Genomic DNA, 22,505 nt, shown 5'->3' with positions numbered 1-22,505 from the left:
GTAAATAACAAGCCCTACCGGGCAGGATGCACTGTGTCACTTCAGTGACAATCCATCTCTGGCGCGTCATGCACACCGTTTAATAAGATAAACAAGCTTAAGTTGAAGACAATGGGTGCCCATGACACACCAGATACAAATTGTCACTAATACAGTTAAACACCCACTTGGTAAGAGATATCTACTGGCCGTATAGAAATGATAAACATCCTTTTGGGGCGCTAAGCCCCTTTTCCAGGAGGTCGGCCAACGCTTTCATCTTCATTGCGTTTTCCTCTGCTGTCCTCGGGAAGATACCGGGGTCAAGCAGAAATGTAAATACTGACATAATTATTTCGGAATATTCCTGAGGATATTCGCCACTAAAAATACCTTCCTCTATCCCCTGACTAATAATCTTTGATATAACCTGCGATAAAGCTGATAATATCTGTGCTAATGACTTTTGATGCAAGGCTGCATTCTGCGGCATGTGCAAATATTCATCCAAAGAAGCGTCAACATAAAAACTGCGGTAACTTCGCAATAAGAGAGCCAGTTTTGAAATAGCGTTTTCATTGCTGCTTTCTACTATGGATTTGCATGATTGAATGATATCGCTGTATTCTCTTTCAAGCAGGGCGTCTAAAACATCTTCCTTTGAACGGAAGTAATAGTATAGACCGCCTTTGGCAATGCCAGCTTTTTTGGCAATGTCACTAACGGAAGCCGAACCGGCTTTCCCTTCTATAAAAAGCTCTCGCATAGCGTCCAGAATTATTTTCTTTTTGTCCATATAAAATCATCACCTCGTATTAAGCAGTATATCACAAAAAAAGCATCTTGACCAGTATTCAAATTTTTGTTATACTCATTCTATTGAACGACGGTCAAAAAACGTAAAGGATGGGTCTTTATGATAATAACTATTATCTTTGTTCTATTTCTGCTTGCCGCAGTTATTTCACTGATTACATTGCTTGTGGGAGGTATAAGGTTTGCAGTACGACTGAAAAAAAAGATGGACAAAAAACAGATTACTAGCAAGATAAAAAAGAATATGATTATTTTCGCTTCGATTTGTGTTCTATGCACGGCATTTGTTTGGATTACCCAGCTAATGGCGTCAACTCCTGTCATACACGATGAAAACGGGAACAAAGTTGAGGACAGTATAGCTGAACTAAGCCAGGTAATACTGAATGGGCGCAAGGAGTGGATTAGTGTTCGCGGATATGATAAGAACAAACCGGTACTTCTTTTTTTAGCCGGTGGTCCTGGCGGCTCCCAAATGGCAGCAGTCAGACACGACCTAGCCGAACTGGAGAAACATTTTGTTGTGGTAAATTGGGATCAGGCCGGATCGGGTAAATCCTATGGAGCAGCATCTATAGACAACATTACCGTACAAACCTATATCGATGATGGTTATGAGTTGAGCAAATACTTGTGTAAAACGTTCAGGCAAGAAAAAATTTATCTTGTCGGGGAATCCTGGGGCAGTGCGTTAGGAGTTTTCTTGATTGATAAAGCACCCGAATTGTATCATGCTTTTATTGGAACGGGACAAATGATTTCTTTTCTCGATACTGAAATTATGGATTACGATTCAGCAATGGAAATTGCCCGTAAAAAAGGCGACACCAAAACAATGAATACATTAAAAGACAATGGGAAACCGCCTTATTACGGAAATGATGTTACCTGGAAAAGCGCGGCATATCTAAACTATTTAAGTGCATATATGACATCGAACCCTGATATTTACAATGGCGGTTACAATACATTTCGTGACCTTTTCTCAAGCGAGTATGGCATACTCGATAAAATCAATTATTTCCGCGGAATCATCAATACGTTCAATACAGTATACCCACAGCTTTATGATGTTGATTTGAGAACGGATTATCAGTCCGTGAAAGTACCGGTCTACTTCTTTATCGGTCGTCACGATGTAAACGCTCCCACATCACTGGTAGAAGAATACTGCACTGTTCTGAACGCGCCTATAAAAGAAATTGTATGGTTTGAACATTCCGGCCACAGTCCGTGGATAAATGAGAGCAAACTATTTGTAAAAGAATTATTGAGGGTAACAGGCTGATTACTGATTCGTATATGGTCAACCAGGTTTGAAAGCTGCTAAAGTCAACATAAGACTTTGTGCCTTGAGCAGCGCGAAAGGAATGAGTATAAGTATGAACAGAATTTATTGGGAAAACGAGTATATTTCAGCGTTTACGGATTTGCCCTGTGCAGATATCCATAAACATTGGATGCTGCAACTTTTTCTATGTTTATATACTAAAGTTCAGGTCGAGATTAATGGAGAAAAGATTTTGGATCATTGTATTATATTAGATTCTAATGTGAAACATCGTTTTTGTGTAAAAGGTGATGTTTATTATACCATGTTAATAGAACCTACTTCTGATATTGCATTTTATATGAGAGATCATTATATAAATAAAACTAAGGGATATGGGTTTATAGATGTAAGCAAACATAAAAAAACGGATTTTTTATACTTGCTGACTAATGTGGCAATAGAAGAATATAAAAAATTTATTGAAGAATTTAACTCAACAATTTTTATTACGAACATTGATAAAAAATCACTGGACGTAAGAGTAAGAGAAATAATTGAACAATTGGAACAAAGTGATTTTTTTAATGTATCAGTAAAAGTATTAGCTGATAAAGTAAGTTTATCAGAAAGCCGTATAACACACTTATTTAAGGAATATACCGGAATCCCACTCAAAGGGTATATTTTAATGAAGAAGTGGAAGAAAGCATACGAGTTAATACTGAAGAATGGTAATATAACAACTGCCGCTTTAGATGCTGGATTTGACAGTCCGTCTCATTTTGCATCCACCAATAAAAAGCTTACCGGTATGACCGCTCAGTTTACATTTAAAAACAGCAGATTTTTGAAAGTATAATAGAACGTAATGTTATAATCTATTGCCAGGAGGTAAAAGATATGACGAAAAAATTAATTATTTGGTATTTTACGGGAACAGGGCAATGTAGAATTATATCAGAGTACATAGGAACAATGTTAAAGAGTGAGGATTTGCAGGTTAAATTAGTAAACATTACACCTTTGGAAGCACGTAACCGGTTGCAAGATAATATTGATTGTGATCAATTAATTCTTGTTTTTCCAGTGTATGCCAGCGATATGCCGGAACCCCTGAGAAAATTTATGGAGAGATTAAAGGGAGGTGGGGTACCGATATTACTGATAGCATTGTGGGGAAATGCTCATAAAGGAAATGCAATTTATCATGCATGGAAAATTACGAGCGGGAATGGATTCATAGTTAATGGAGCAGCAGAGATTGTTGCCGAACATTCTTATTTAGAACCTGTGTTACCTATAATAGGTAACAGGCCAACGGATGCTGAGAAACAAGAATTAGTAGAGTTTGTCAGGAAACAATTTAAAAAAAATACTTCCATAAAACTTACTGATAATAAGGATAAGCTATTTATTAAATTATTATGTTCTTTACCACAGGGTTTCGTTCCTAAATTAGTTGCAAATTTAGACTTTCAAGAAAGCAAATGCAATGGATGCGGTATATGCAGGAAAATGTGTCCAACAGGATCGATTAATCAAGATTTTAAGGTGGACAAAAAGACATGTATCATGTGTCTTTCCTGCGTAACTAACTGTTCAGGAAAAGCAAGAACCTGTAATATAAAGGAGATTGCTAAAACGGCACTTGGCCACCATAAAAAAGTTAAAAATAAAGATATTTTTTATGGAAAAGGCTATTAATATAAGTTTGAACGCACTCATTATCAGAATTAATGGGTGCGTTTTAACGTGCAAGATGAAAATGAAAAATTTATATACTAAAAGAAGAATAAAAAAGTATTAGTTATTGATATAAATGATTATAATATATATTACTTTTTCGTCTTATGTTATCCGAAAAATTAATTTTTGTAAAAATTGATTTTAGGAGAGAACATGGAAGCTTTTGAAGAATATTTAGCACATATCAATAATTTGCAGCATCAACATTTTAGCGAAAATAGAAAAAAGATTACGAAATTAAATGGAGGATAATTATAATGGAAAAGCAATCAGAAGATTCAAAATCTCCATCCCAGCTAATTGATGAGAAAATCGAGGAATTAGGCGACTGGCGGGGTCAGATACTCTTAAAGGTACGGAATTTGATCAGACAAACCGACCCGGAAGTAGTTGAGGAATGGAAGTGGAGAGGGACTCCTGTTTGGTCTCATGATGGAATGATATGCACAGGGGAGACTTATAAAAACGTAGTTAAGATGACGTTCGCCAAGGGAGCATCACTGGAGGATCCTATGCATATTTTTAATTCAAGTCTGGAGGGAAATACGAGGAGAGCAATTGACATCCATGAGGGAGAAGAGTTGAATGAGGAGGCATTAAAAGCGTTGATCCGCGCTGCCATTGACTTAAACAAGTACAGCCGTAAAACATCCCGTAAAGGATGACTGACTTTCGCATTTACATGGGGATAAAAGTTTAGACCCAAGTGCTTGTTTGTATCTACTGAAGAAGGTAATAAATTGACCGATGGAAGAGCAGTGGGTGAAATTGCATTTAGTACTAGAAAATTCAAAAGAAGTATGGAAATAAATCAGACAAAGGGAATCATCAAAAATGGTTTCAAAGAGTAGAGGTCTTTTCCAAAAGATTGATTTTTGGAAGAGACCCCTTTATGTGCTTCTTATAGATAACTTCTTGGTTTGAGGTGATGTACGCAGATACCGGGCAACGATTAACATCGTCTGGGGGAAAATCAAATTTATTGAATGTTTTTTATCTGACAGTCTTTATTAGTTTTTCCTCTGATCAGTGTAAGCAGCAGTGCTGCCAGTGCACAGCAAGCGGATGTTATAGAAATAATATGCATTGCATAACTGAATGCATTCTGTTGCAGGAGAGTACCCTGAATGCCTTTAGCGGCTAAAGTGGTGGTTGCATAACTGACATTGGAGGAAAGCAGAGCAGCGGAAATCGCTTCTCCCAATACCATGCCGATATTGCGCATAGTTCCAAGGGTAGCACCTGCAACACCTCTGCTTTGTGCCGGCGCACTTCCCATAACCGCACTGTTATTAGGAGTATGGAAAAGTCCTGCTCCGATACCGGTGACAGCGAATGCAAGCAATAACATAATGATAGGGGTATCCGCCTGAAAGCTTCCAAAAAAGAGACATGCCGCTGCCAGAATACCTAACCCAGCACAACTGATAAGGCGGCTATCAGATTTATCAGAGATTGCGCCGCTTATAGGAGCTATTGCCATCATCATCAAAGACATAGGAAGCATTGTTAATCCGGATCCGGATACGGATAACATATGCTGCTGCTGAAGATAATAAGGAGCGAGGAAAACCATTATAAATTCGCTCATATTGAAAAAAGTTGCGGCAAAATTACTTGCAGCGAAAACCCTATTTTTGAAAAGGTCTAGATTGAGTATCGGATGGTCACATTTCTTTTCATATATAAGAAAACCAATAAGTAAAATAATACCAAGAGAAAGCGATACTAAAATCGTTATTGAATTTACGGTTGCTTTACCGCTCATATCAAGGGGGAAAAGGATCAGAGTAAGTGCCGCCATAATAAGTATGCTTCCGATCGTATCAAATTTAACACCGGCTTTTGGAATATCGGATTGAATGTTTCGCAGGGCAAGGAGTGTACCGATTATTCCAAGAGGGATATTAATAAAAAAGATACTACTCCATCCAAAACAGGAGGCCAGAAAACCACCAAGTGAAGGGCCGGCGCAGGTTGCTACCGCTACGGCAATGGAGGTTACGCTAAGTGCTTTCCCTCTATTTTCCGGCAAGACTGAGTTGGTGACGATAGCACTTCCTGTTGCCATCATCATAGAACCGCTTAATGCTTCAATAATACGAAACACGATTAGCATCGAAATATTCACTGATATTCCGCAAAACAGAGAACTTACGGTGAAACCAATAAAACCGGATATATAAACTTTTTTTAATCCGTACAGGTCTGATATTCTGCCAAAGGTGAGTTGTGTTGAGCATAGTGTAAGTAAATAAACGACAACCACCCATTCAACAACGGAGATGGTTGTATGAAAAGCTGTTTGCATCAGAGGCAGTGCAACATTCACCGCATTAATGTCAAAACAGGTCATAAATGTACCGAGAGCGACGGTAATCACCGTCATATTTCTTTTCTTTAGAATTGATTGCATAATGATATATCCTTCTTTCTTGTATTAATATGAGTAAAAGCTCATGTTTGAATATAAACTCTTTAACCGAATCTGTCAATAAGAAAATGAGTAAAAACTCATATTTATTGACAAATAAAATAAACTGCTTTAAAATAAACATAAGGAGTTGATGGTATGAACCAGGATAAATCAATACGTAAGCCACAGCAAAAAAGAAGTATTGAGACGAAAGAAAAAATATTAGATGCCGCATACCGGCTTTTTTGTAAAAAAGGTTATTACAATACTACTACAAACGAGATCGCACAGGTTGCAAATGTATCAATAGGCAGCCTTTATTCTTACTTCAAGGATAAAGATACTATACTTCTAGAAATTTTAGACCGGTATAATGAATCTTATATTAAAGTACATGATGAATTATCAAGGGATATGGAGTTATACAAGACTGATCTTAAGTTGTGGTTTCGCCGGTTAATCGAGGGATTGATTGAAATCCACCAAATTTCAAAAGAGCTGAACTTTGAGATGAATATTCTTTGCTTTTCCATACCGGAAGTAGCAGCCGTACAGGAAAAGCAGCGGGAGAAAACATGGCAGATGACACTTCAATGTTTTTATATGTACAAAGAATATATTAAGGTAAAAGATATTGAAGCAGCCGCAATTGTAACTTATAAATTAATTAATGCTGTTGTGGATCAAATTGTATTCTGTAAAAATAAGATTGATAATGAGCGCATTTTACAGGCAGGAGTTGATGCTGTTTACAAATTTTTAATCGAATAGACAGCAGCTTTTATAGGAAGATTATTGATTAGGGAAAGTATAGCCAGAAAGTAAATATAAGATCAATAGTATTGTCCATGACTAGTGAAACTAATGTTCATAATAAACAGGCTATTACGGCGATGAGAGAAGCAGGGATAAGATTAAAGAATAAGTAAAGATAAGGTCATACATAAGAATATTTCTTAGTATGATCTGTTTTTATTTAAAATCATGTTTTTTCTAAAATATAAGATTTGATTGAATATATGTTTATGTGAATTAATTTTTATCTTGACAAATATATCACTCTGATATAACATGAAGTGTATCAGAGTGATATATAGGAGGCAATATAATGGCTAAAATTTTATTTATCAATGCTAATTTATACGGACATATTAACCCAACCCTTCCCTTAGTGAAAGAAATGGCAGACAGGGGAAATCAACTGGATTATTTTTGTTCACTACAATTTAAAGAAAAGGTTATGGAAACAGGTGCAGCATTTCTGAATTATTCTGAGGAATTGGACGAATTTCTTAAGTCCTACCGGCCTACGGACAGGCATCCTTTCTATATGTTGATGGAATATATACTTCTTTATGCAGAAGTGATGCTTCCGGGAGTTTTAAAGTTGATTGAAAAGAATCCGTATGATATGATAATCGGTGATTCTTTATTCGGCGGACCGTTCTTTTTAGAACAGATTATAAAGATACCGGTGGTCAGCTCACATTCCAGTTTCGCAATGAGCCAAGCTCCGGTGCCGGCATCAATGATGGTGAAAGGAATCCATCCACAGTTGGATCATTGTTATGAAATATTGGAGAGAATCTGCAGGAAGTATGAGATACCCGTTCCGGGATTAGATGATGTCTTTATTAGTAAAGCCAACTGGAATGTAGTGTATACGATACCGGAGTTTAACGGATCAGCGTTATCAGACAGTTCTGATTATCTTTTTACGGGATCCGCCCTTGGAAAAGAGATTGATACAGAGTTTGAAGGATTTAAGGATAAAAATGGACGTCCGGTAATCTATATTTCACTGGGCAGTGTTAATACTGATTTTATGGAATTTTATAAAATGTGCATGAAAACCTTTGAAAATTCGGACTATTTTGTTGTAATGTCAATCGGTAACAAGTGCAATATTGATCAATTAGGGAAAATCCCATCTAATTTTTATGTAAAAAATTTTCTTCCTCAATCAACTGTATTAAAACAAACTGATGTTTTTATTACGCATGCCGGATTTAATAGTGTTAATGAGGCGCTTTATTACGGCATTCCTTTGTATACACTGCCAATGGTTAATGACCAGCATATGGTTGCAAAAAGAGTCAAGGATATGGGGCTTGGTATTATTGGTAATTTTAAAGAAATAAATACAATAAATTTAAGAGACGGAGTAATGAAATTATTATCGGATAAACAGATACAGGAAAACTGTGAAAACATATCACTTAAGTTCAGAGAATTTAACCATTTATCTAATGTAGCTGCAACCTTAGAAAAGATTAGCAAGGGGCAGCAGTAAGTCATAAAAGGGCAGTAGTGATACAAATTGAAATATGAAGTATAGTAGAGAAAGAAGAGATCGATATATGATGAAAAATAAATCCAGATATGCTATTTTGGGAATATTAAATATTTCACCAAGTACAGGATATGATATTAAAAAATACTGCGATACTGTTATTTCAGGGATATGGCATGAAAATTTCGGACATATTTATCCCACACTAAAAGTGTTAGAGCAGGAAGGATGTATCAGGCAATTATCAGAGGATAAGGAATCCAGAAAAATTAAATACGAAATAACAAATGAAGGGAGAGAAGAACTCTTTGGCTGGCTTTCGGAGGATACGCTTATACAGCCGGTTCGTTCCGAATTTATGCTGAAATTCCTATTCTCCAGTCAGCTTCCGCCTGAGAATGTGATAGAAATGTTAAATCAATATAAACAGAGGATGGAAGATGAACTGAATAAATATATAGGTTATGAACATGAATTATTGCAGGGAATTCCTGATATATCAGCTGAAAGGGCACGTTTTCTGAAAGCAACATTAAGAAGAGGGATATTAACATCCAAGGCTTCCATTGAATGGTGTCAGGAAACGATATCGGAATTGAAATACTAACAATGATAAAAATAGACATTATTCTACATTGCTGCATATATTATTAGCAGGATATATTCTTTTATGGTGCTATAGGATGTTTGCTTAAACCAGAACGAATGGCATTGATTGGATAGATCCATTGCAGATATATGAATCATAGAGGTGATGTAAAAATGTATAAGATTCTTACATGTGTATTCAGCCCCCAGGTTTATAATGAAATACACAATGGTTTTTTGGAGGCAGGATGTGAAGTCCGAAATATTTTAATAGGTGAGGATTATATTAATAAATTTGATTCACTGAAGACAGTTTTGACAAATGCTATTGAGGAATTTAAACCGGATTTCGTATACTCTTATGGCTGGTGGAAAGACATTGTTGATATAAATGAATTTTTTGATTTATTTAAGAAAAAAGGATTATTCCATGTATGGTGGTCTGCGGATGACCCTGTCTGCTGTGGCCAGGTTTCTCTTCCTGCTGCTAAAAGAGCAGATTTGGTTTTTACGCCGGTAGATTATCTAATACCGGAATATGAAAAATTTGGAATTGAGGCTTGTTTACAGCCTAATGCCTGTGCACCACGTTATATTAAATTACCTCCTAAACCTGAATATAAGAAAGACGTGGTATTTTTAGGAAATAACTATAGCTTTAGGCACGTCGACGCAGAATCAAAAAAAAGTATATTTTATCAATTCAGAGTAGATGGCATCTATCAAGTAATAAAACCTTTAGTAGATAAAGAGAAAAATTTAAAAGTATGGGGAAGATGGTGGACTGATTTTGACAGGGCGTATATACTCCCAACAGCATTTTACGGCGGTATATTGCCGGTTGAGGAAATACCTTATGTTTATTCCTCTGCTAAGATTGCGTTAGGGATCCAGCAGGTTGCTACTTCAAAAACCTATGTATCTACCAGAACTTATGAGGCACTTGGATGCGGGGCATTTCATATTACACAATATTCCCAGGGTGTAGAATATTACTTTAAAAAAGGCGTACACCTTGAGTGGTCAAATTCAGCGGAAGAGATTCTGGAACTTGTAGATTATTATCTGACACATGAAAACGAAATGGAAAAGATTGCACTGAACGGTCAGCGGGAAGTAAATGAAAAGCACAGACTTGTCCATCGGGCGAGAACTGTGATGGATACAGTTGCACATTATATTTAGAAAAGGTGATTGATACTGATTAACTAAGCTAACCAGTAAATTTAAGAGACTGCAGGTAAGTTATTTAGAAATAAAAATAACTATCTTCAGTCTCTTTTAAGGTTGGATCAAGCCGTACTCATAGATACAATAAATAAAAGCCTGTTAAAACAACAGGCTTCCATTTGTTCCTAATATACCATTATAGAGTCTTCTATTTCTTTTTTTGAAAGAGCCTTAGTCTGTTATGCCTTCCTGCCATTATTTGGGAAAAACCTTCACAATTTTCATATTTTTCTGAAGTCATCCAGCTTGCCGGAACTTTGGTATTAGCTTTTACTATATCCAGATACAAATTTGTGCTACCAATATACATAAAGATCTCCTCCTTCACTATAGTTACATTTCATATTATTTCTTATCTCTGATACAATTATACGTATAAATTGACTTTTTGTATATGATCTGCTAGTCTGAATATAAAGGTAAATTTTGTATTAAAAATACAAAACAAATGTTCTTTTAGAACTGGATTGATTTTGTTAAAAAATATCATCTTTATAGGTGAAACAAGGTGGACAATTGCGAAGCTATATAGTGTCTTGAATATACTATGCAATTGATGCTATTACTCTAAAAATATTAATAAAAAAGGAGATTGGTTCGTATGGCGGTGCGTTTTTGGGAATTATATGAAGAAACAAAGGAACAGTTTCGGCTTAAGATAGCTGCCGGAAAAGCCGGCATGGATACCGTAGTAAGCTGGGTGCATATGCTTGAGGATGAAACAATTGTGTCCAGATTCCATGGAGAAGAATTAGCAATAACAACAGGCATGAAAGCGGTTCAATCCGGCTGGCTGCTCAAGTTAGTACAGGAGATGGCCAAGGGTGAATGCGCAGGTATTATTATAAATACTGGAATGTACTTGCAATATATTCCGGAAGAAGTGGCGAGCTGGTGTGAGATACATAATTTTCCTCTGCTTGAAATGCCTTGGGAAATATCCATAACTGAATTGATCCAGGCTTATTGCATGAGAATTATTGATCAGAAACAATTTGAGAAAAAGATAGGAAATGCATTTCGAGAGGTGATGCAGGGACGATTCTCGGAGGAAAACATCAGACAGGTGTTAGGAGAGAGGTATGACATAGAAGGAGCTTTCCAGGTTTATTGTATCTGTGTTAAAAAGACCATGGAGGATGAACTTAACTATAATCAGGCAATAATAAAACTTGAAAATTTATTTGGCTTATGGAAAGGGAATGATAAAATCAATACTTCCTATGGGCTTATCCGCATGGAAGATTTTCTTGTGCTGATTCTTAATAATAGTAAAGAGAAGCAATATATGGAGCTGCCAAAACTTATTTTACAAAGCTTTTCTTATTTTGCGAAAGAAAAGCGTTTTCACTTAGGTATCGGACCTGTCGTGAAACATATTGAGAATCTTTCAGCCAGCTACAAAAGAGGAAAAACTGCAATGAGAATGTCAATGGGAACAGGGAAAGAAATTATTGATTTTGATGAAATGGGGTTCTTTAAAATACTCTTTTCCATTGATGATGCGGATATCCTCACAAGTTATGCCAATGATATCCTGGGAGTTTTAGAAGCCTATGATCAAGCACATGATACCAGTTATATTAATACCTTAAGGAGTTATATTAAAAATGACCGCAGTCTTATAAGGGTTGCTGAGGATACTTTTACTCATAGAAATACGGTAAATTATCGTATACAGAATATTAAACGGATACTGGGCTGCGAACTTAGTGAAACAGATGAATTATTTCCATATCAGGTAGCTTTTTATATCAGGGATATGACGAAAAAAAATTAAATAGGAATAATCTCAAGACATAGGCCAGACAAAAACCTGGGATACAAGGTCTGAGAATAGTATAAGACAATATTCTTATAAAATACAAATAAAAATAAAGAATAGCAAATTAATTGATTTGGCCTAAATTGTTAAATATTGATAATTTCTTTTGATTTGCTCTTGACGGCCGTTAAAATTGCGTTATGATAATAAATATAGACTTTCAATCTGCAGTTATGCCGATATGAATTATTTTGTCTAAACGGAGGTAAATTTATGGCTAAGCTAACGAAAGACTTTTTCAGTGGTAACGAGGTTTTGATTCTGGGTTATCCGCTTAATGATGATCCTTCCATGAAGATGATTCTGTCTGCATTCCGGCAGAACAATATCAATGTTTATGCTCTTAATCCAAAGGCTGCCGGCGATTTGGGATTAAAAATCTATAAGAGTTTTTCCGAGTTACCGAAAGTACCCGAATGTGCTTACATCTACCTTGAGAAAAATGAAATTACACCATGGATTCCCAAAATGAAAGAAAATGGTGTGGTACGGGTTTTATTCCACAGTAAAAAGGACGTGGAGGCTGCAGACGTGGAAGAATGCAAAAAAGTCGGACTGGAGACGGCAATTGCCTGTCCGATGATGTTACTTAGCAGCGGAATTCATAAGTTTCACAAATTCCTGGCGGGTGTTTAGAAAGGTTATATATATTGCTTAGAACTGAAAGAGGCGGTGATAATATGAATATTGAAAAACGAACAGAAGTCTTACTCCATGCAAGCTGGTAAATGATTGCGGCAGCTGCATGGAGTAATAGAAGTCGCATTTACATTATGCCAGCTTTTCAACTTGAATTTTAATATCAAGGAGTGAGCTTGCATGAATTATATAAACGCAACTAAAATCTTACCTGACTATCTGATCAAGGAGTTACAGGAATATGTTCAGGGGGATTATCTTTATATTCCTGTTAAAGAAGGAAAGCATAAGGAGTGGGGAGAATTATCTGGCTGCAAAACAGCCTTACTGACAAGAAATAAAGAGATTATTATGGAATATCAAAATGGTATAACAGTTGATGAGCTCTCAGAAAGATATTTCCTTTCAACCCACGCAATAAGAAAGATTTTATATCAAAAATAATTATAGGGGCTGTTGCAATATTATAAATTTATTGAGCTTGGATCTGACAAGGTGAGATAAATTTATAAATTTGCAGCGGCTTTTTTGATATTAAATAGCACTGTATCAAGTAGTAGCTTGCCTTTTATACCTATAAACTGATAACATTTTATTCAAATAAATGAAATTAATTGTAAGAGGTGATTGTTGTGCTCTATCAGATTATAGATTGTTACAAATCGTTTGGTTCACAGGATATATTTAAGAATCTTTCATTTGAGATAAAAGGAAAAGAAAAGATTGCGGTGGTTGGTAAAAATGGCTGTGGAAAATCAACTCTGTTAAAAATAATAGCTGGATTGGAACAAATGGATTCAGGAGAGATAATAAGTGATAAAAAATGTACCATAGGTTATCTGGAACAGGTGGCATTTACCAGTGAAGAGATACCGGTTGAAGATGAATTCGAAAAGTCATTTGAAGAAATACACCATGTAGAAAACAAATTAAAGGAATTGGAAGTAGTGATGCAAACAGATTATAATCAAGATATTTTAGATCAATACGGAAAATTATCACAACGCTTAGAGAGTCTTGGCGGATATACTTATAAAAGGGAAATCGAGTCTATTTTTACCAGGTTTGGATTTCCTGTGAATGATTTACAGAAAAAAATACATGAGTTTTCAGGCGGCCAAAAAACTAAATTGGCTTTTATAAAGCTTTTATTAAGCAAACCGGATATTTTACTTTTAGATGAACCCACCAATCATTTGGATCTGGAAACGATAGAATGGCTGGAGGGTTATGTTAAGCACTATTCCAAAGCTGTAATTGTTGTATCTCATGACAGGATGTTTCTTGATAATGTTGCGGATATTGTATATGAAATAGAAAATCGTACGGCTTTTCGATACAGCGGAAACTATTCTTATTTTATAGATGCTAAAAGAAATGATATTATCAGGCAGAATAAGGAATATGCAAACCAGCAGAAAGAAATTAAACATTTGGAAGAATTAATCGAAAAATTCAGATATAAAGTAAACAAAGCTAAATTTGCCCAATCAAAAATCAAATACCTGGAGCGTATGACAGTAATAGAAGAGAGGAAAGAAGATACGTCTACTTTTCACGCACAATTTTCATGCCGTGTTAAGGGAGCTAAAAAAGTCTTGCTCATTAAGGAGTTAAGTATTGGATATAATCAAGAATTATGTAAAGTCAGCTTAGATATTAACAGAGGCAGCCGTATTGCTGTAATTGGTAAAAACGGGACCGGTAAATCAACATTGGTTAAAACACTGGTTGGAAATTTAAAACCCCTAAATGGCAGTTATTCTTTCGGAAAAGAAATAGAGATTGGGTATTTTGACCAGGAAGTAGCACAACTATCCGGCAATAATACTGTGATTGAGGAATTATGGGATAGGTATCCTGATCTTGGAAAAACTCAGATATGTAATACTTTGGGCTGTTTTAGATTTAATGGAGACGATGCTTTAAAACAGGTTAATGTATTGTCCGGTGGTGAAAAAGTCAGGTTGACACTTGCCAAACTTTTACTAAAACACGATAATTTTTTAATTTTGGATGAACCAACAAATCATTTGGATATCAGGGGAAAAGAAGCGTTGGAAAAATCACTGAGAGAATATGATGGCACGATACTATTTGTTTCTCATGACCGTTATTTTATCTCCAATATAGCAACAGCAATATTAGAGATAGATAATAACAAAGCCAATTACTATCCTATGAAATATCAGGAATATTTAATTAAGCGTCAGTATGTGGTATAAAATTCAATATCAGTCAGAGCCGGGTAGATTAACTTTCAGTCTTCTCTGGTTCGCGGTTTAAGTAATGAAAGTTGAAGTGAAATTTACAGGTAGTCAGTGGTAACATTTTGCTTTTTATATTCAGTTGGTGTCATTCCAATCTGTTTTTTAAAAAGGCTGAGAAAATATTTTATATCATTATAACCAACCTCAGCTGCTATATCTGCAATCTTCTTATTTGATTTGTCCAGAAGTCTGCAAGCCTCTTTTATTCTTATTTTTTGAGTAAATTCTTTTACTGTCATCCCGGAATACTCTTTAAACAGTCTGCAAAAGTGTGATTGGCTTAAAAATGCCATCATAGAAAGCTCTTCAATCGTGATATCCTTATAATAATTACAATGTATATAGTCAATGGCCTTTTCAAGAAGGTCATTTTTTATATAAACATTGCTGTTTACAATTGTCTCTTTTTTAATCGTTCTTAAGATTAATATAATAAGCTTGATTAAATCTGCTTTAAAAACTTCCGTATACCCTTCATCCTTAAGGGTGTATTCTTTTAACATATCTTCATAAAGTGTTTGAATATATATAAAATTTGTATTAATTAAAGATATTTTTGGGGTTTTTAAGGTGGCATCTCCATCTAATATTTTTAGAAGAAAATCATGGGTAACATTGTAAAATTTCTTGCTGTCAATAAAAGAGTTATGAAAGAACGTTGGCTTAAAAATACAATTGTATATTTCAAACTCACAGTCATCATTTGCAATAAACTGATGTGGAATATCGTGATTAATAAAATAAATTTCTCCCTTTTTACACAGGTAATCTTCTTTTCCGATTTTATGAATACCATTTCCGTCTGAAACAAATACAATCTCAATATAGCTATGTGCATGAAGGACAGTTTCTTTCATTTTACATTTATTAATAAAGATATCTTCCTCACCAAAAAGTTTTTCACCAGTGTCATAATATGCAAGCATAGTTGATTACCCCCTATAAAAAAGCTGAATACCCCAATAAAAGAAAGTACAGTTTATTGTATAATAATTTTTACTTAAGTGCAAGACAAGTAATTTAACAGGAGGAAGAAGTATGTTATATCCAAGAAAAACAGAAAATGAATTGAGCAAGGAGCTGTTTACAAATCCCACCGCCGAATACAGGGGAACTCCTTTTTGGGCGTGGAATTGCAGAATGACAAAAGAAAGTGTGGATAAAACCATTGAAGCATTAAAGGATATGGGGATGGGTGGTGGACATATCCACTGCAGAACCGGAATGAACCTTAAGTATCTGGGGAAAGACTTTATGGAACTTGTGAAATATTCGAATAAGGAATTTAAAAAGAGAGGAATGTTAACCTGGCTTTATGATGAGGATCGCTGGCCCTCCGGGGCAGGTGGTGGAATCGTTACAAAGGAATTAAGATACCGCATTCGTTATCTGGTATTCTCTCCGAATAAATTAGGTAAGGAAGAGTCAGAAAATCATAACTTTTCTTCCTCCGGTCAGGCTGTGAGAAGTGAAAATCGTACCTTTCTGGCACGTTATGGAGTTAAATTAGACGATGGATACCTGGCTGATTATAAAAGGTTGGAAGAAAATGAGGTTTTACCGGGCGGGTATGAGGAATGGTTTGCATACTTAGAAATCTCTGGTGATAATCCCTGGTTTAATAATCAGGCATATTTAAATACATTAGATAAAAATGCGGTAAAACGTTTTATAGAAGTCACCCATGAAAATTATTTTAAGGAAGTCGGGGAGGAGTTTGGCAAGACGATTCCGGCAATCTTTACCGATGAACCGCAATTTTCCCACAAAATGAAGCTTGGGTTTGCAACTGAAAAGAAAGAAATTACAGTTCCCTATACAGATGATTTTGATGATACTTTTCAGAAGACCTATGGGACTAGTATATTGGATCAACTGCCGGAATTATTCTGGGAATTAGGAGAAGAACAGTATTCTGTGGCACGTTATCATTATCATGATCATATCTGTGAACGTTTTGTCGATGCCTTTGCCGATACGGTTGGGGGCTGGTGTAAGGAGCATAATATTCTGCTGGCAGGGCATATGATGGAAGAACCTACTTTAGAATCCCAGACGGCTGCTTTGGGTGAGGCAATGCGGTCATACCGCTCCTTTACTCTCCCGGGTGTCGATATGCTTTGTGACAGAAGAGAATTATCTACAGTTAAGCAGGCGCAAAGTGCTGCTCACCAATATGGAAGAGAGGGTGTATTAAGTGAATTATATGGTGTAACCAACTGGGATTTTGACTTCAGAGGGCATAAACTGCAGGGAGACTGGCAGGCGGCACTGGGAGTAACCGTACGTGTTCACCATCTTACCTGGACCTCCATGGCGGGGGAAGCTAAGAGAGATTATCCGGCGGCCATTGGATATCAATCCCCCTGGTATCAGGAATATCCTTATGTTGAAAATTATTTTTCAAGAATTAATACAGCACTTACCAGAGGAAACTGTGAAGTGAAAGTCGGTCTTATTCATCCGATTGAATCCTACTGGTTGTATTGGGGTACAGAGGAGAAGACCGGCGGAATCAGAAGAGAGATGGATGATAAATTTGAAAAATTAATAGAATGGCTTCTTTATGGCCTGATTGATTTTGATTTTATCTCAGAGTCTTTATTACCGGAATTAAACGTAGAAACATCAATTTGTGACAATAGATTACAAGTTGGTAGAATGAAATATGATGTTATTGTAGTACCTAATTGTGTAACAATCAGGGAAACTACCCTTAGCAGATTGAAAAAGTTTGCACAAAATGGCGGCAAAGTTATATTTACAGGCGGTATGCCAAGACTGGTAGATGCTGTTCCGGCGGAACTGCCTATAGAGTTGATGGAGAATTGCAGGGAGATAGGCTTTGACCGTTATGAATTATTAAATGCCCTGGAAGAGTATAGGGATATTGATATCCGGAATGATCTTGGTATCAGAACGAATAATCTAATATACCAGCTTCGGGAAGAGGGAGATGATAAGTGGCTGTTTCTTGCCCATGTAAATAAGATGAGAAATCCGGATATTCCAGCCAGAGAAGAACTTACTATATCTATAAAAGGAATCTGGAAGGTTATTATTTATGATGCCGTTACAGGTAACATAAGGGAATGTAAATATGAACATAAACATGGTGATACGATTCTGCAGCACACAATGTTTGAACATGACAGTTTACTGTTAAAACTGGTACATGAGGATTCAGCTGTGAATGTAATCCGCGAGAACGCTCAGAAAGAACATATTGAAAGTGAGAAAAATATTAGAATTACTATACCCTCAGAGGTTTCTTTTACTTTAAGCGAACCTAATGTTTACATGCTTGATCTGGCTGAATATCGGTTTGATGAGGAAGACTGGCAGCCACGGGAAGAAATCTTAAGAATAGATAACCTGTTCCGTAAGAAGCTGGGGTACCCGCTTCGAATGGAAGCTTTTGCGCAGCCATGGGTAGATGAAAAGGAAGAGGGTTATGAACACACATTGACTTTAAGATATGAGGTTTTTTCAGATATTGAAGTCAGAATGGCTAAACTTGCATTAGAAAACCCGGAAAATACTAAGGTATATGTTAATGGAATAAAAGCAGAGAATATGATTGACGGCTGGTACACCGACTGTGATATCAAGACAATGATATTACCAGAGCTTTTTGCCGGCAAAAATGAAATCATAGTCGAGATACTTTATAATTCCAAAACGAATATTGAAGCAATGTATCTGCTTGGCGACTTTGGTGTTAAGGTTTCAGGTAGTAACCAAAAGATTATTTCGCTCATTAATAAGATAGGATTTGGAAATATAACAAGTCAGGGATTACCTTTCTATGGTGGCAATATTACATATAACCTGGAGGTAGATACAATGGAAGGCGACCTTATAATACAGATTTCCCAGTTCCGTAACCCGGTTATAAAAGTTCTTCTGGATGGTGAACAAAAAGGATATATTGCATATTCACCTTACGAATTACACATGAAAGACGTAAAAAAAGGGATACATAAATTACAAATAGTTACCTATGGAAACCGTGTAAATACCTTTGGCACAATACATAATTGCAATAAAACAGAGAGCTGGGCCGGACCGAATGCCTGGAGAACAACAGGAACAAGCTGGGCATATGAATATCAACTAAAACCAACGGGAATTCTTATCTCGCCTGATATAAGATTTAAGAAGAATGTTTAATATGAAAGCAACTGAGTTTATGTAAACATACAAGCTTTTATTAAAGAGGGTATTCTAAAAATTTGAACAGAATCTTTTAGGATACCCTTTTTGGAAGCAGGATTAAAATGACCAGTTTACTTTAGCAGAATTTTCCACTCTTATACCGGGAAATGTCCTTTTGATTATTTAGTAGGGCTCTCCAAGCATTAATAGCTTTAAATCATATAGAGCATATAGCTTAATTTTTTATACTTTTTCTGTAATCTCGGGGGGAGAAACCGGTTATCTTACGAAAGGTTTCTGCAAAGTAACTCGCTCCGTAAAAACCACATTCCTGAGCAATTTCACTGACGGAGAGGGAGTTATCTGCCAGTAATTCGATACTTTTATGAATACGGTAACTGGTAATAAATTCCATGGGAGTCTGATTCATATTTTCGCGAAACAAATTGCAGCATTTTGTACGTGACATGATTCCTGCAGCTGCAATATCATCCAGTGAAATTTTTTCAGCATAATGGCCGTATATATATTCTATCATAGTTTTCATAGATGCTACGGAAACTGACATATTGGTGCGGGAACCATAAATGGCAACTGTATTTTCGTAGAGCAGAAGCCAGAGATTAGAAAGCATACTTTGCAAACGCATTTCATATCCGTTTTCCCTCCGGCGGCAGACAGTAATAACATCTTCAGCTTGTTCACGGGCTTTTGTGTACCACATGGAAGTATTATCTAATAGAATAGCATCATTTTGTGAATCTCTAAGCAGGGGATCAACATATTTATTATGAATGGTACGGTTGGAAGTCAGCAAAGAGGGGTGAAATAACAGCACATCAAAGATACATTCTGATGTTTTTAATGGCATCGCATAATGAAGCCGGTCCGTATTTACTATTATCCCTGATCCTTTTTTTAAACGGTACGTATTCCCCTCCACATAATATCCCATACAGCCATCCTGAATAAGAATGATTTCGATTTCATTATGCCAGTGGCAGGTTCCGGTCATACCGGGAAATTGCGATAACGCATATACGGCAGATTTTATGGGAAGCCCATTATCATCTGTGTAAATTACATTTTCTTTCAAGTTGATTCGAATAAAATTATCTGGCATGTTAATATCTCCCGTCTTCATTCAATAATGTTATTATTTTATAAATCTCTGAAAGATTGTTATTATATTTAAGCATAAATTGGTAGAATCGTCAAGAAAATTGTACTATAATCATAGCTACTTGACTTATTTTATAACAGAAAAACTTAAGAAAGATGAATGATTATGAAAACTATGACGAAAAAGAAGCTAGCTATCCGATTTGGAATTATAGAGGCAGTATACTGGTCCATATTTGCAACATTTGCTGCCTATATTACAGCGTTTGGATTATCACGGGGTTACGCACAAAGTACAGTCAGTATCATGGTTTCTATTTATATGACAGGTGCGTTTACAGGCCAGTTCGTGTGGGGAAGTGTCTGTGACAAACTACGCACGAATAAAAAAGTTTTCCTTTTTGGTCTTGGCATAGCCTGTTTCCTTCAGCTGGGAATGTACTTTTTTAAGAATCCTATCGTGTTTTCCGTGTTATACGGCTTATTTGGATTTATGCTTGGCCCTATGGGTTCCATCCTCGAAACCTGGATGCTAAAATGTATAAATTATGACGGTATGCTTTATGGAAGATCTAGGAGTGCGGGAAGTGCCGGATACGCTGTTGTCATATTGATTATGGGTTTTCTGATTGGTAAATTTGGATTTTACCTGATGCCGATCTGCTCAACGGTTTTTATCATTATAACATTTATTATTTCTTTGTTAACACAGGATTCACCGGTGGAAGAGGGGGCAAGGACTTCTATTTCACTGAAAGATATTATGTCGATCATGAGAATTCCCATCTATCTGTTGATTATAGTTATGATGTTTTTTATAGGGCTGGCAATTGCACCAATCAATAATTTAAAGATTATGGTTTTAAAGTCTGTTGGCGGTGGTGTGGCAATCCAGGGAGTGGATTCTTTCATTGGATGTATTTCACAATTTACTCTTTTTTTCTTTTCAGGGGCTTTTACTGCAATTCCCGCAAAAAAGAGACTATTTGGATGTTCAATTATGATTTTTCTTGCCATTGGAATCAATCTTATCGCTACGGTACCTTGGATGGTTATTATGGGAACGGTTATTTTGTTTGGAGCATATAGTCTTCTGATTCCGGCGGCCCGTGAGGTCGTTAGAGTACATATAGAGTATAAATATCAGACTACGGCAAATGGATTGGTAGATGCTTTTTATGGTTCCCTGGCAGGAACAATTTCACTATTATATGCAGGTACACTTGCGGATACGATAAGTGTAAAATTTATGATTTTTGTTTCTATGATAATTGCTTTTATACCGATTAGTATTATATCCATAGTGATATTACGTGGAAGGACAAATAGAAAAAAAGTTCGTTCTATGAGTTAAGAAGACCCGGGAGAATTTCTTTGGGGCAGAATGGAAGAGTTCATTCTTAAATACATGCTGGAACCGTGAGTAACTGAATAGGTTAGAATTAAGACGTGGTAATCATCACGTCTTTTTTTGTTTAATATGTGTATAAATTAGTATTGACAAGAAAATGGAATCTGTATATAATTGAACATGTTCAATAAACGTTCAATATTGTGAAGAAGGTGTAAAATGAGTTCTAAGAAAGAAGAAACTAAGAAAAAAATAATGGAAGCTACAATTAAGCTACTTGATTCCGTGAAAAATCCAGACGATATTACTGTCCGAAAAATAGCAGAATCTGCCGGAATAGGAATTGGGCTCATTAATTACTACTATGAATCAAGAGATAATCTGATTAAAGAAGCGGTATCTATGAAGATGGAGTCCATGGCGGAAGTGATGGAAAAACTGGGAGGTGATTTGAGTGATCCGGTTAAATATATAAAAGAAATGCTTATTTCTATGTCTGACATAGCAATGAAAAACAGCAGACTAAACAAATTTTCTACCGAGTATGATTTGTTAAAAGGTAATTTCAGAATTTGTCTTTATCTGCTTCCGGCATTAAGTCAAGTATATAATACAAGCAAATCAGAAACAGAACTAAGAGTGATTGCATTTCAGTTAATAGTTACGATGCAAAGTATCTATTTGAGACAGGAAGCCTTCCACATGTTGACAGGTATAAATATTGAAATAAAAGAAGAAAGAGATAAATTGATAAATTCAATAGTGGATAATAATCTGATAAGGTTATAGGGAGGGAGAA

At 36.0% G+C, this 22,505-nt stretch carries 20 protein-coding genes; 15 read left to right on the top strand and 5 right to left on the bottom strand.

What is annotated here, in order from left to right; genetic code table 11:
• Positions 1–181: 181 nt before the first annotated feature.
• Positions 182–775 (bottom strand): TetR/AcrR family transcriptional regulator, encoded by a 594-nt coding sequence (locus tag RBU59_RS06225; RefSeq protein ID WP_308147017.1) that lies wholly within the window; start codon positions 773–775, stop codon positions 182–184.
• A 120-nt stretch (positions 776–895) separates the two neighbouring features.
• Between RBU59_RS06225 and RBU59_RS06220 the strand changes: the two genes are divergently transcribed.
• The 4 genes from RBU59_RS06220 to RBU59_RS06205 all read left to right on the top strand — a co-directional run bounded on the left by RBU59_RS06220 (position 896) and on the right by RBU59_RS06205 (position 4,479).
• Positions 896–2,083 carry an alpha/beta fold hydrolase gene (locus tag RBU59_RS06220; protein ID WP_308147016.1) on the top strand — a complete coding sequence of 396 codons (1,188 nt, stop codon included), beginning with the start codon at positions 896–898 and terminating at the stop codon, positions 2,081–2,083.
• A gap of 94 nt (positions 2,084–2,177) precedes the next feature.
• Positions 2,178–2,927, top strand: coding sequence for a helix-turn-helix transcriptional regulator (locus tag RBU59_RS06215; RefSeq protein WP_308147015.1), 750 nt, complete (start codon positions 2,178–2,180; stop codon positions 2,925–2,927).
• 41 nt (positions 2,928–2,968) lie between these two features.
• Positions 2,969–3,772 (top strand): EFR1 family ferrodoxin, encoded by an 804-nt coding sequence (locus tag RBU59_RS06210; protein WP_308147014.1) that lies wholly within the window; start codon positions 2,969–2,971, stop codon positions 3,770–3,772.
• 299 nt (positions 3,773–4,071) lie between these two features.
• Positions 4,072–4,479: a DUF1801 domain-containing protein gene (locus RBU59_RS06205; protein WP_308147013.1), complete on the top strand. Its 408-nt coding sequence runs from the start codon at positions 4,072–4,074 to the stop codon at positions 4,477–4,479.
• A gap of 314 nt (positions 4,480–4,793) precedes the next feature.
• Here RBU59_RS06205 and RBU59_RS06200 read toward each other — a convergent pair whose 3' ends face one another.
• Complete coding sequence (locus RBU59_RS06200) at positions 4,794–6,230, bottom strand: MFS transporter (protein WP_308147012.1); 1,437 nt, start codon at positions 6,228–6,230, stop codon at positions 4,794–4,796.
• 156 nt (positions 6,231–6,386) lie between these two features.
• On the opposite strand from RBU59_RS06200, the gene RBU59_RS06195 reads away from it, so the two are divergent.
• From RBU59_RS06195 to RBU59_RS06180, 4 genes are all read left to right on the top strand, one after another.
• A complete protein-coding gene (locus tag RBU59_RS06195; RefSeq protein WP_308147011.1) occupies positions 6,387–7,001 on the top strand; it encodes a TetR/AcrR family transcriptional regulator in 615 nt (204 codons plus the stop codon).
• 337 nt (positions 7,002–7,338) lie between these two features.
• On the top strand, positions 7,339–8,523 hold the full coding sequence (locus RBU59_RS06190) for a macrolide family glycosyltransferase (protein WP_308147010.1): 1,185 nt from the start codon (positions 7,339–7,341) through the stop codon (positions 8,521–8,523).
• A 67-nt stretch (positions 8,524–8,590) separates the two neighbouring features.
• On the top strand, positions 8,591–9,130 hold the full coding sequence (locus RBU59_RS06185; protein ID WP_308147009.1) for a PadR family transcriptional regulator: 540 nt from the start codon (positions 8,591–8,593) through the stop codon (positions 9,128–9,130).
• 155 nt (positions 9,131–9,285) lie between these two features.
• Positions 9,286–10,296, top strand: a complete 1,011-nt coding sequence (locus RBU59_RS06180) for a CgeB family protein (protein WP_308147008.1) — start codon at positions 9,286–9,288, stop codon at positions 10,294–10,296.
• A gap of 193 nt (positions 10,297–10,489) precedes the next feature.
• On the opposite strand, the gene RBU59_RS06175 is transcribed toward RBU59_RS06180, so the two are convergent.
• A complete protein-coding gene (locus RBU59_RS06175) occupies positions 10,490–10,651 on the bottom strand; it encodes a hypothetical protein (RefSeq protein ID WP_308147007.1) in 162 nt (53 codons plus the stop codon).
• A 291-nt stretch (positions 10,652–10,942) separates the two neighbouring features.
• On the opposite strand from RBU59_RS06175, the gene RBU59_RS06170 reads away from it, so the two are divergent.
• The 4 genes from RBU59_RS06170 (at position 10,943) to abc-f (ending at position 15,030) form a co-directional block, all read left to right on the top strand.
• Positions 10,943–12,121 carry a PucR family transcriptional regulator gene (locus tag RBU59_RS06170; protein ID WP_308147006.1) on the top strand — a complete coding sequence of 393 codons (1,179 nt, stop codon included), beginning with the start codon at positions 10,943–10,945 and terminating at the stop codon, positions 12,119–12,121.
• Positions 12,122–12,379: 258 nt separating this feature from the next.
• On the top strand, positions 12,380–12,802 hold the full coding sequence (locus RBU59_RS06165; RefSeq protein ID WP_308147005.1) for a CoA-binding protein: 423 nt from the start codon (positions 12,380–12,382) through the stop codon (positions 12,800–12,802).
• 183 nt (positions 12,803–12,985) lie between these two features.
• The gene (locus tag RBU59_RS06160) at positions 12,986–13,249 is read left to right on the top strand and encodes a CD3324 family protein (RefSeq protein WP_308147004.1); all 264 of its coding nucleotides are present in this window, start codon (positions 12,986–12,988) and stop codon (positions 13,247–13,249) included.
• 188 nt (positions 13,250–13,437) lie between these two features.
• Positions 13,438–15,030: a ribosomal protection-like ABC-F family protein gene (gene abc-f / locus RBU59_RS06155; protein WP_308147003.1), complete on the top strand. Its 1,593-nt coding sequence runs from the start codon at positions 13,438–13,440 to the stop codon at positions 15,028–15,030.
• A gap of 83 nt (positions 15,031–15,113) precedes the next feature.
• On the opposite strand, the gene RBU59_RS06150 is transcribed toward abc-f, so the two are convergent.
• Positions 15,114–16,001 carry an AraC family transcriptional regulator gene (locus tag RBU59_RS06150; RefSeq protein ID WP_308147002.1) on the bottom strand — a complete coding sequence of 296 codons (888 nt, stop codon included), beginning with the start codon at positions 15,999–16,001 and terminating at the stop codon, positions 15,114–15,116.
• A 112-nt stretch (positions 16,002–16,113) separates the two neighbouring features.
• On the opposite strand from RBU59_RS06150, the gene RBU59_RS06145 reads away from it, so the two are divergent.
• On the top strand, positions 16,114–19,248 hold the full coding sequence (locus RBU59_RS06145) for a glycosyl hydrolase (protein WP_308147001.1): 3,135 nt from the start codon (positions 16,114–16,116) through the stop codon (positions 19,246–19,248).
• Positions 19,249–19,468: 220 nt separating this feature from the next.
• On the opposite strand, the gene RBU59_RS06140 is transcribed toward RBU59_RS06145, so the two are convergent.
• On the bottom strand, positions 19,469–20,356 hold the full coding sequence (locus RBU59_RS06140) for an AraC family transcriptional regulator (protein WP_308147000.1): 888 nt from the start codon (positions 20,354–20,356) through the stop codon (positions 19,469–19,471).
• 165 nt (positions 20,357–20,521) lie between these two features.
• On the opposite strand from RBU59_RS06140, the gene RBU59_RS06135 reads away from it, so the two are divergent.
• Positions 20,522–21,709: an MFS transporter gene (locus RBU59_RS06135; protein WP_308146999.1), complete on the top strand. Its 1,188-nt coding sequence runs from the start codon at positions 20,522–20,524 to the stop codon at positions 21,707–21,709.
• A 216-nt stretch (positions 21,710–21,925) separates the two neighbouring features.
• Positions 21,926–22,495 carry a TetR/AcrR family transcriptional regulator gene (locus RBU59_RS06130; RefSeq protein WP_308146998.1) on the top strand — a complete coding sequence of 190 codons (570 nt, stop codon included), beginning with the start codon at positions 21,926–21,928 and terminating at the stop codon, positions 22,493–22,495.
• Positions 22,496–22,505 lie beyond the last annotated feature (10 nt).

The organism is Anaerocolumna sp. MB42-C2 (genome assembly GCF_030913705.1).
Classification (GTDB): Bacteria; Bacillota; Clostridia; order Lachnospirales; family Lachnospiraceae; genus Anaerocolumna.
The sequence above is the reverse complement of the archived record's forward strand: the minus strand, read 5'-3'. Positions and strand labels throughout refer to the sequence as shown.

Bases quoted from the DNA above. Each gene is read 5' to 3' on its own strand.
- RBU59_RS06210 (WP_308147014.1), top strand. From the start codon at position 2,969: ATGACGAAAAAATTAATTATTTGGTATTTTACGGGAACAGGGCAATGT.
- RBU59_RS06205 (WP_308147013.1), top strand. From the start codon at position 4,072: ATGGAAAAGCAATCAGAAGATTCAAAATCTCCATCCCAGCTAATTGAT.
- RBU59_RS06200 (WP_308147012.1), bottom strand. From the start codon at position 6,230: ATGCAATCAATTCTAAAGAAAAGAAATATGACGGTGATTACCGTCGCT.
- RBU59_RS06195 (WP_308147011.1), top strand. From the start codon at position 6,387: ATGAACCAGGATAAATCAATACGTAAGCCACAGCAAAAAAGAAGTATT.
- RBU59_RS06150 (WP_308147002.1), bottom strand. From the start codon at position 16,001: ATGCTTGCATATTATGACACTGGTGAAAAACTTTTTGGTGAGGAAGAT.
- RBU59_RS06220 (WP_308147016.1), top strand. From the start codon at position 896: ATGATAATAACTATTATCTTTGTTCTATTTCTGCTTGCCGCAGTTATT.
- RBU59_RS06165 (WP_308147005.1), top strand. From the start codon at position 12,380: ATGGCTAAGCTAACGAAAGACTTTTTCAGTGGTAACGAGGTTTTGATT.
- RBU59_RS06170 (WP_308147006.1), top strand. From the start codon at position 10,943: ATGGCGGTGCGTTTTTGGGAATTATATGAAGAAACAAAGGAACAGTTT.
- RBU59_RS06190 (WP_308147010.1), top strand. From the start codon at position 7,339: ATGGCTAAAATTTTATTTATCAATGCTAATTTATACGGACATATTAAC.
- RBU59_RS06135 (WP_308146999.1), top strand. From the start codon at position 20,522: ATGAAAACTATGACGAAAAAGAAGCTAGCTATCCGATTTGGAATTATA.
- RBU59_RS06185 (WP_308147009.1), top strand. From the start codon at position 8,591: ATGATGAAAAATAAATCCAGATATGCTATTTTGGGAATATTAAATATT.
- RBU59_RS06160 (WP_308147004.1), top strand. From the start codon at position 12,986: ATGAATTATATAAACGCAACTAAAATCTTACCTGACTATCTGATCAAG.
- RBU59_RS06225 (WP_308147017.1), bottom strand. From the start codon at position 775: ATGGACAAAAAGAAAATAATTCTGGACGCTATGCGAGAGCTTTTTATA.
- RBU59_RS06180 (WP_308147008.1), top strand. From the start codon at position 9,286: ATGTATAAGATTCTTACATGTGTATTCAGCCCCCAGGTTTATAATGAA.
- RBU59_RS06175 (WP_308147007.1), bottom strand. From the start codon at position 10,651: ATGTATATTGGTAGCACAAATTTGTATCTGGATATAGTAAAAGCTAAT.
- RBU59_RS06130 (WP_308146998.1), top strand. From the start codon at position 21,926: ATGAGTTCTAAGAAAGAAGAAACTAAGAAAAAAATAATGGAAGCTACA.
- RBU59_RS06215 (WP_308147015.1), top strand. From the start codon at position 2,178: ATGAACAGAATTTATTGGGAAAACGAGTATATTTCAGCGTTTACGGAT.
- RBU59_RS06145 (WP_308147001.1), top strand. From the start codon at position 16,114: ATGTTATATCCAAGAAAAACAGAAAATGAATTGAGCAAGGAGCTGTTT.
- RBU59_RS06140 (WP_308147000.1), bottom strand. From the start codon at position 20,356: ATGCCAGATAATTTTATTCGAATCAACTTGAAAGAAAATGTAATTTAC.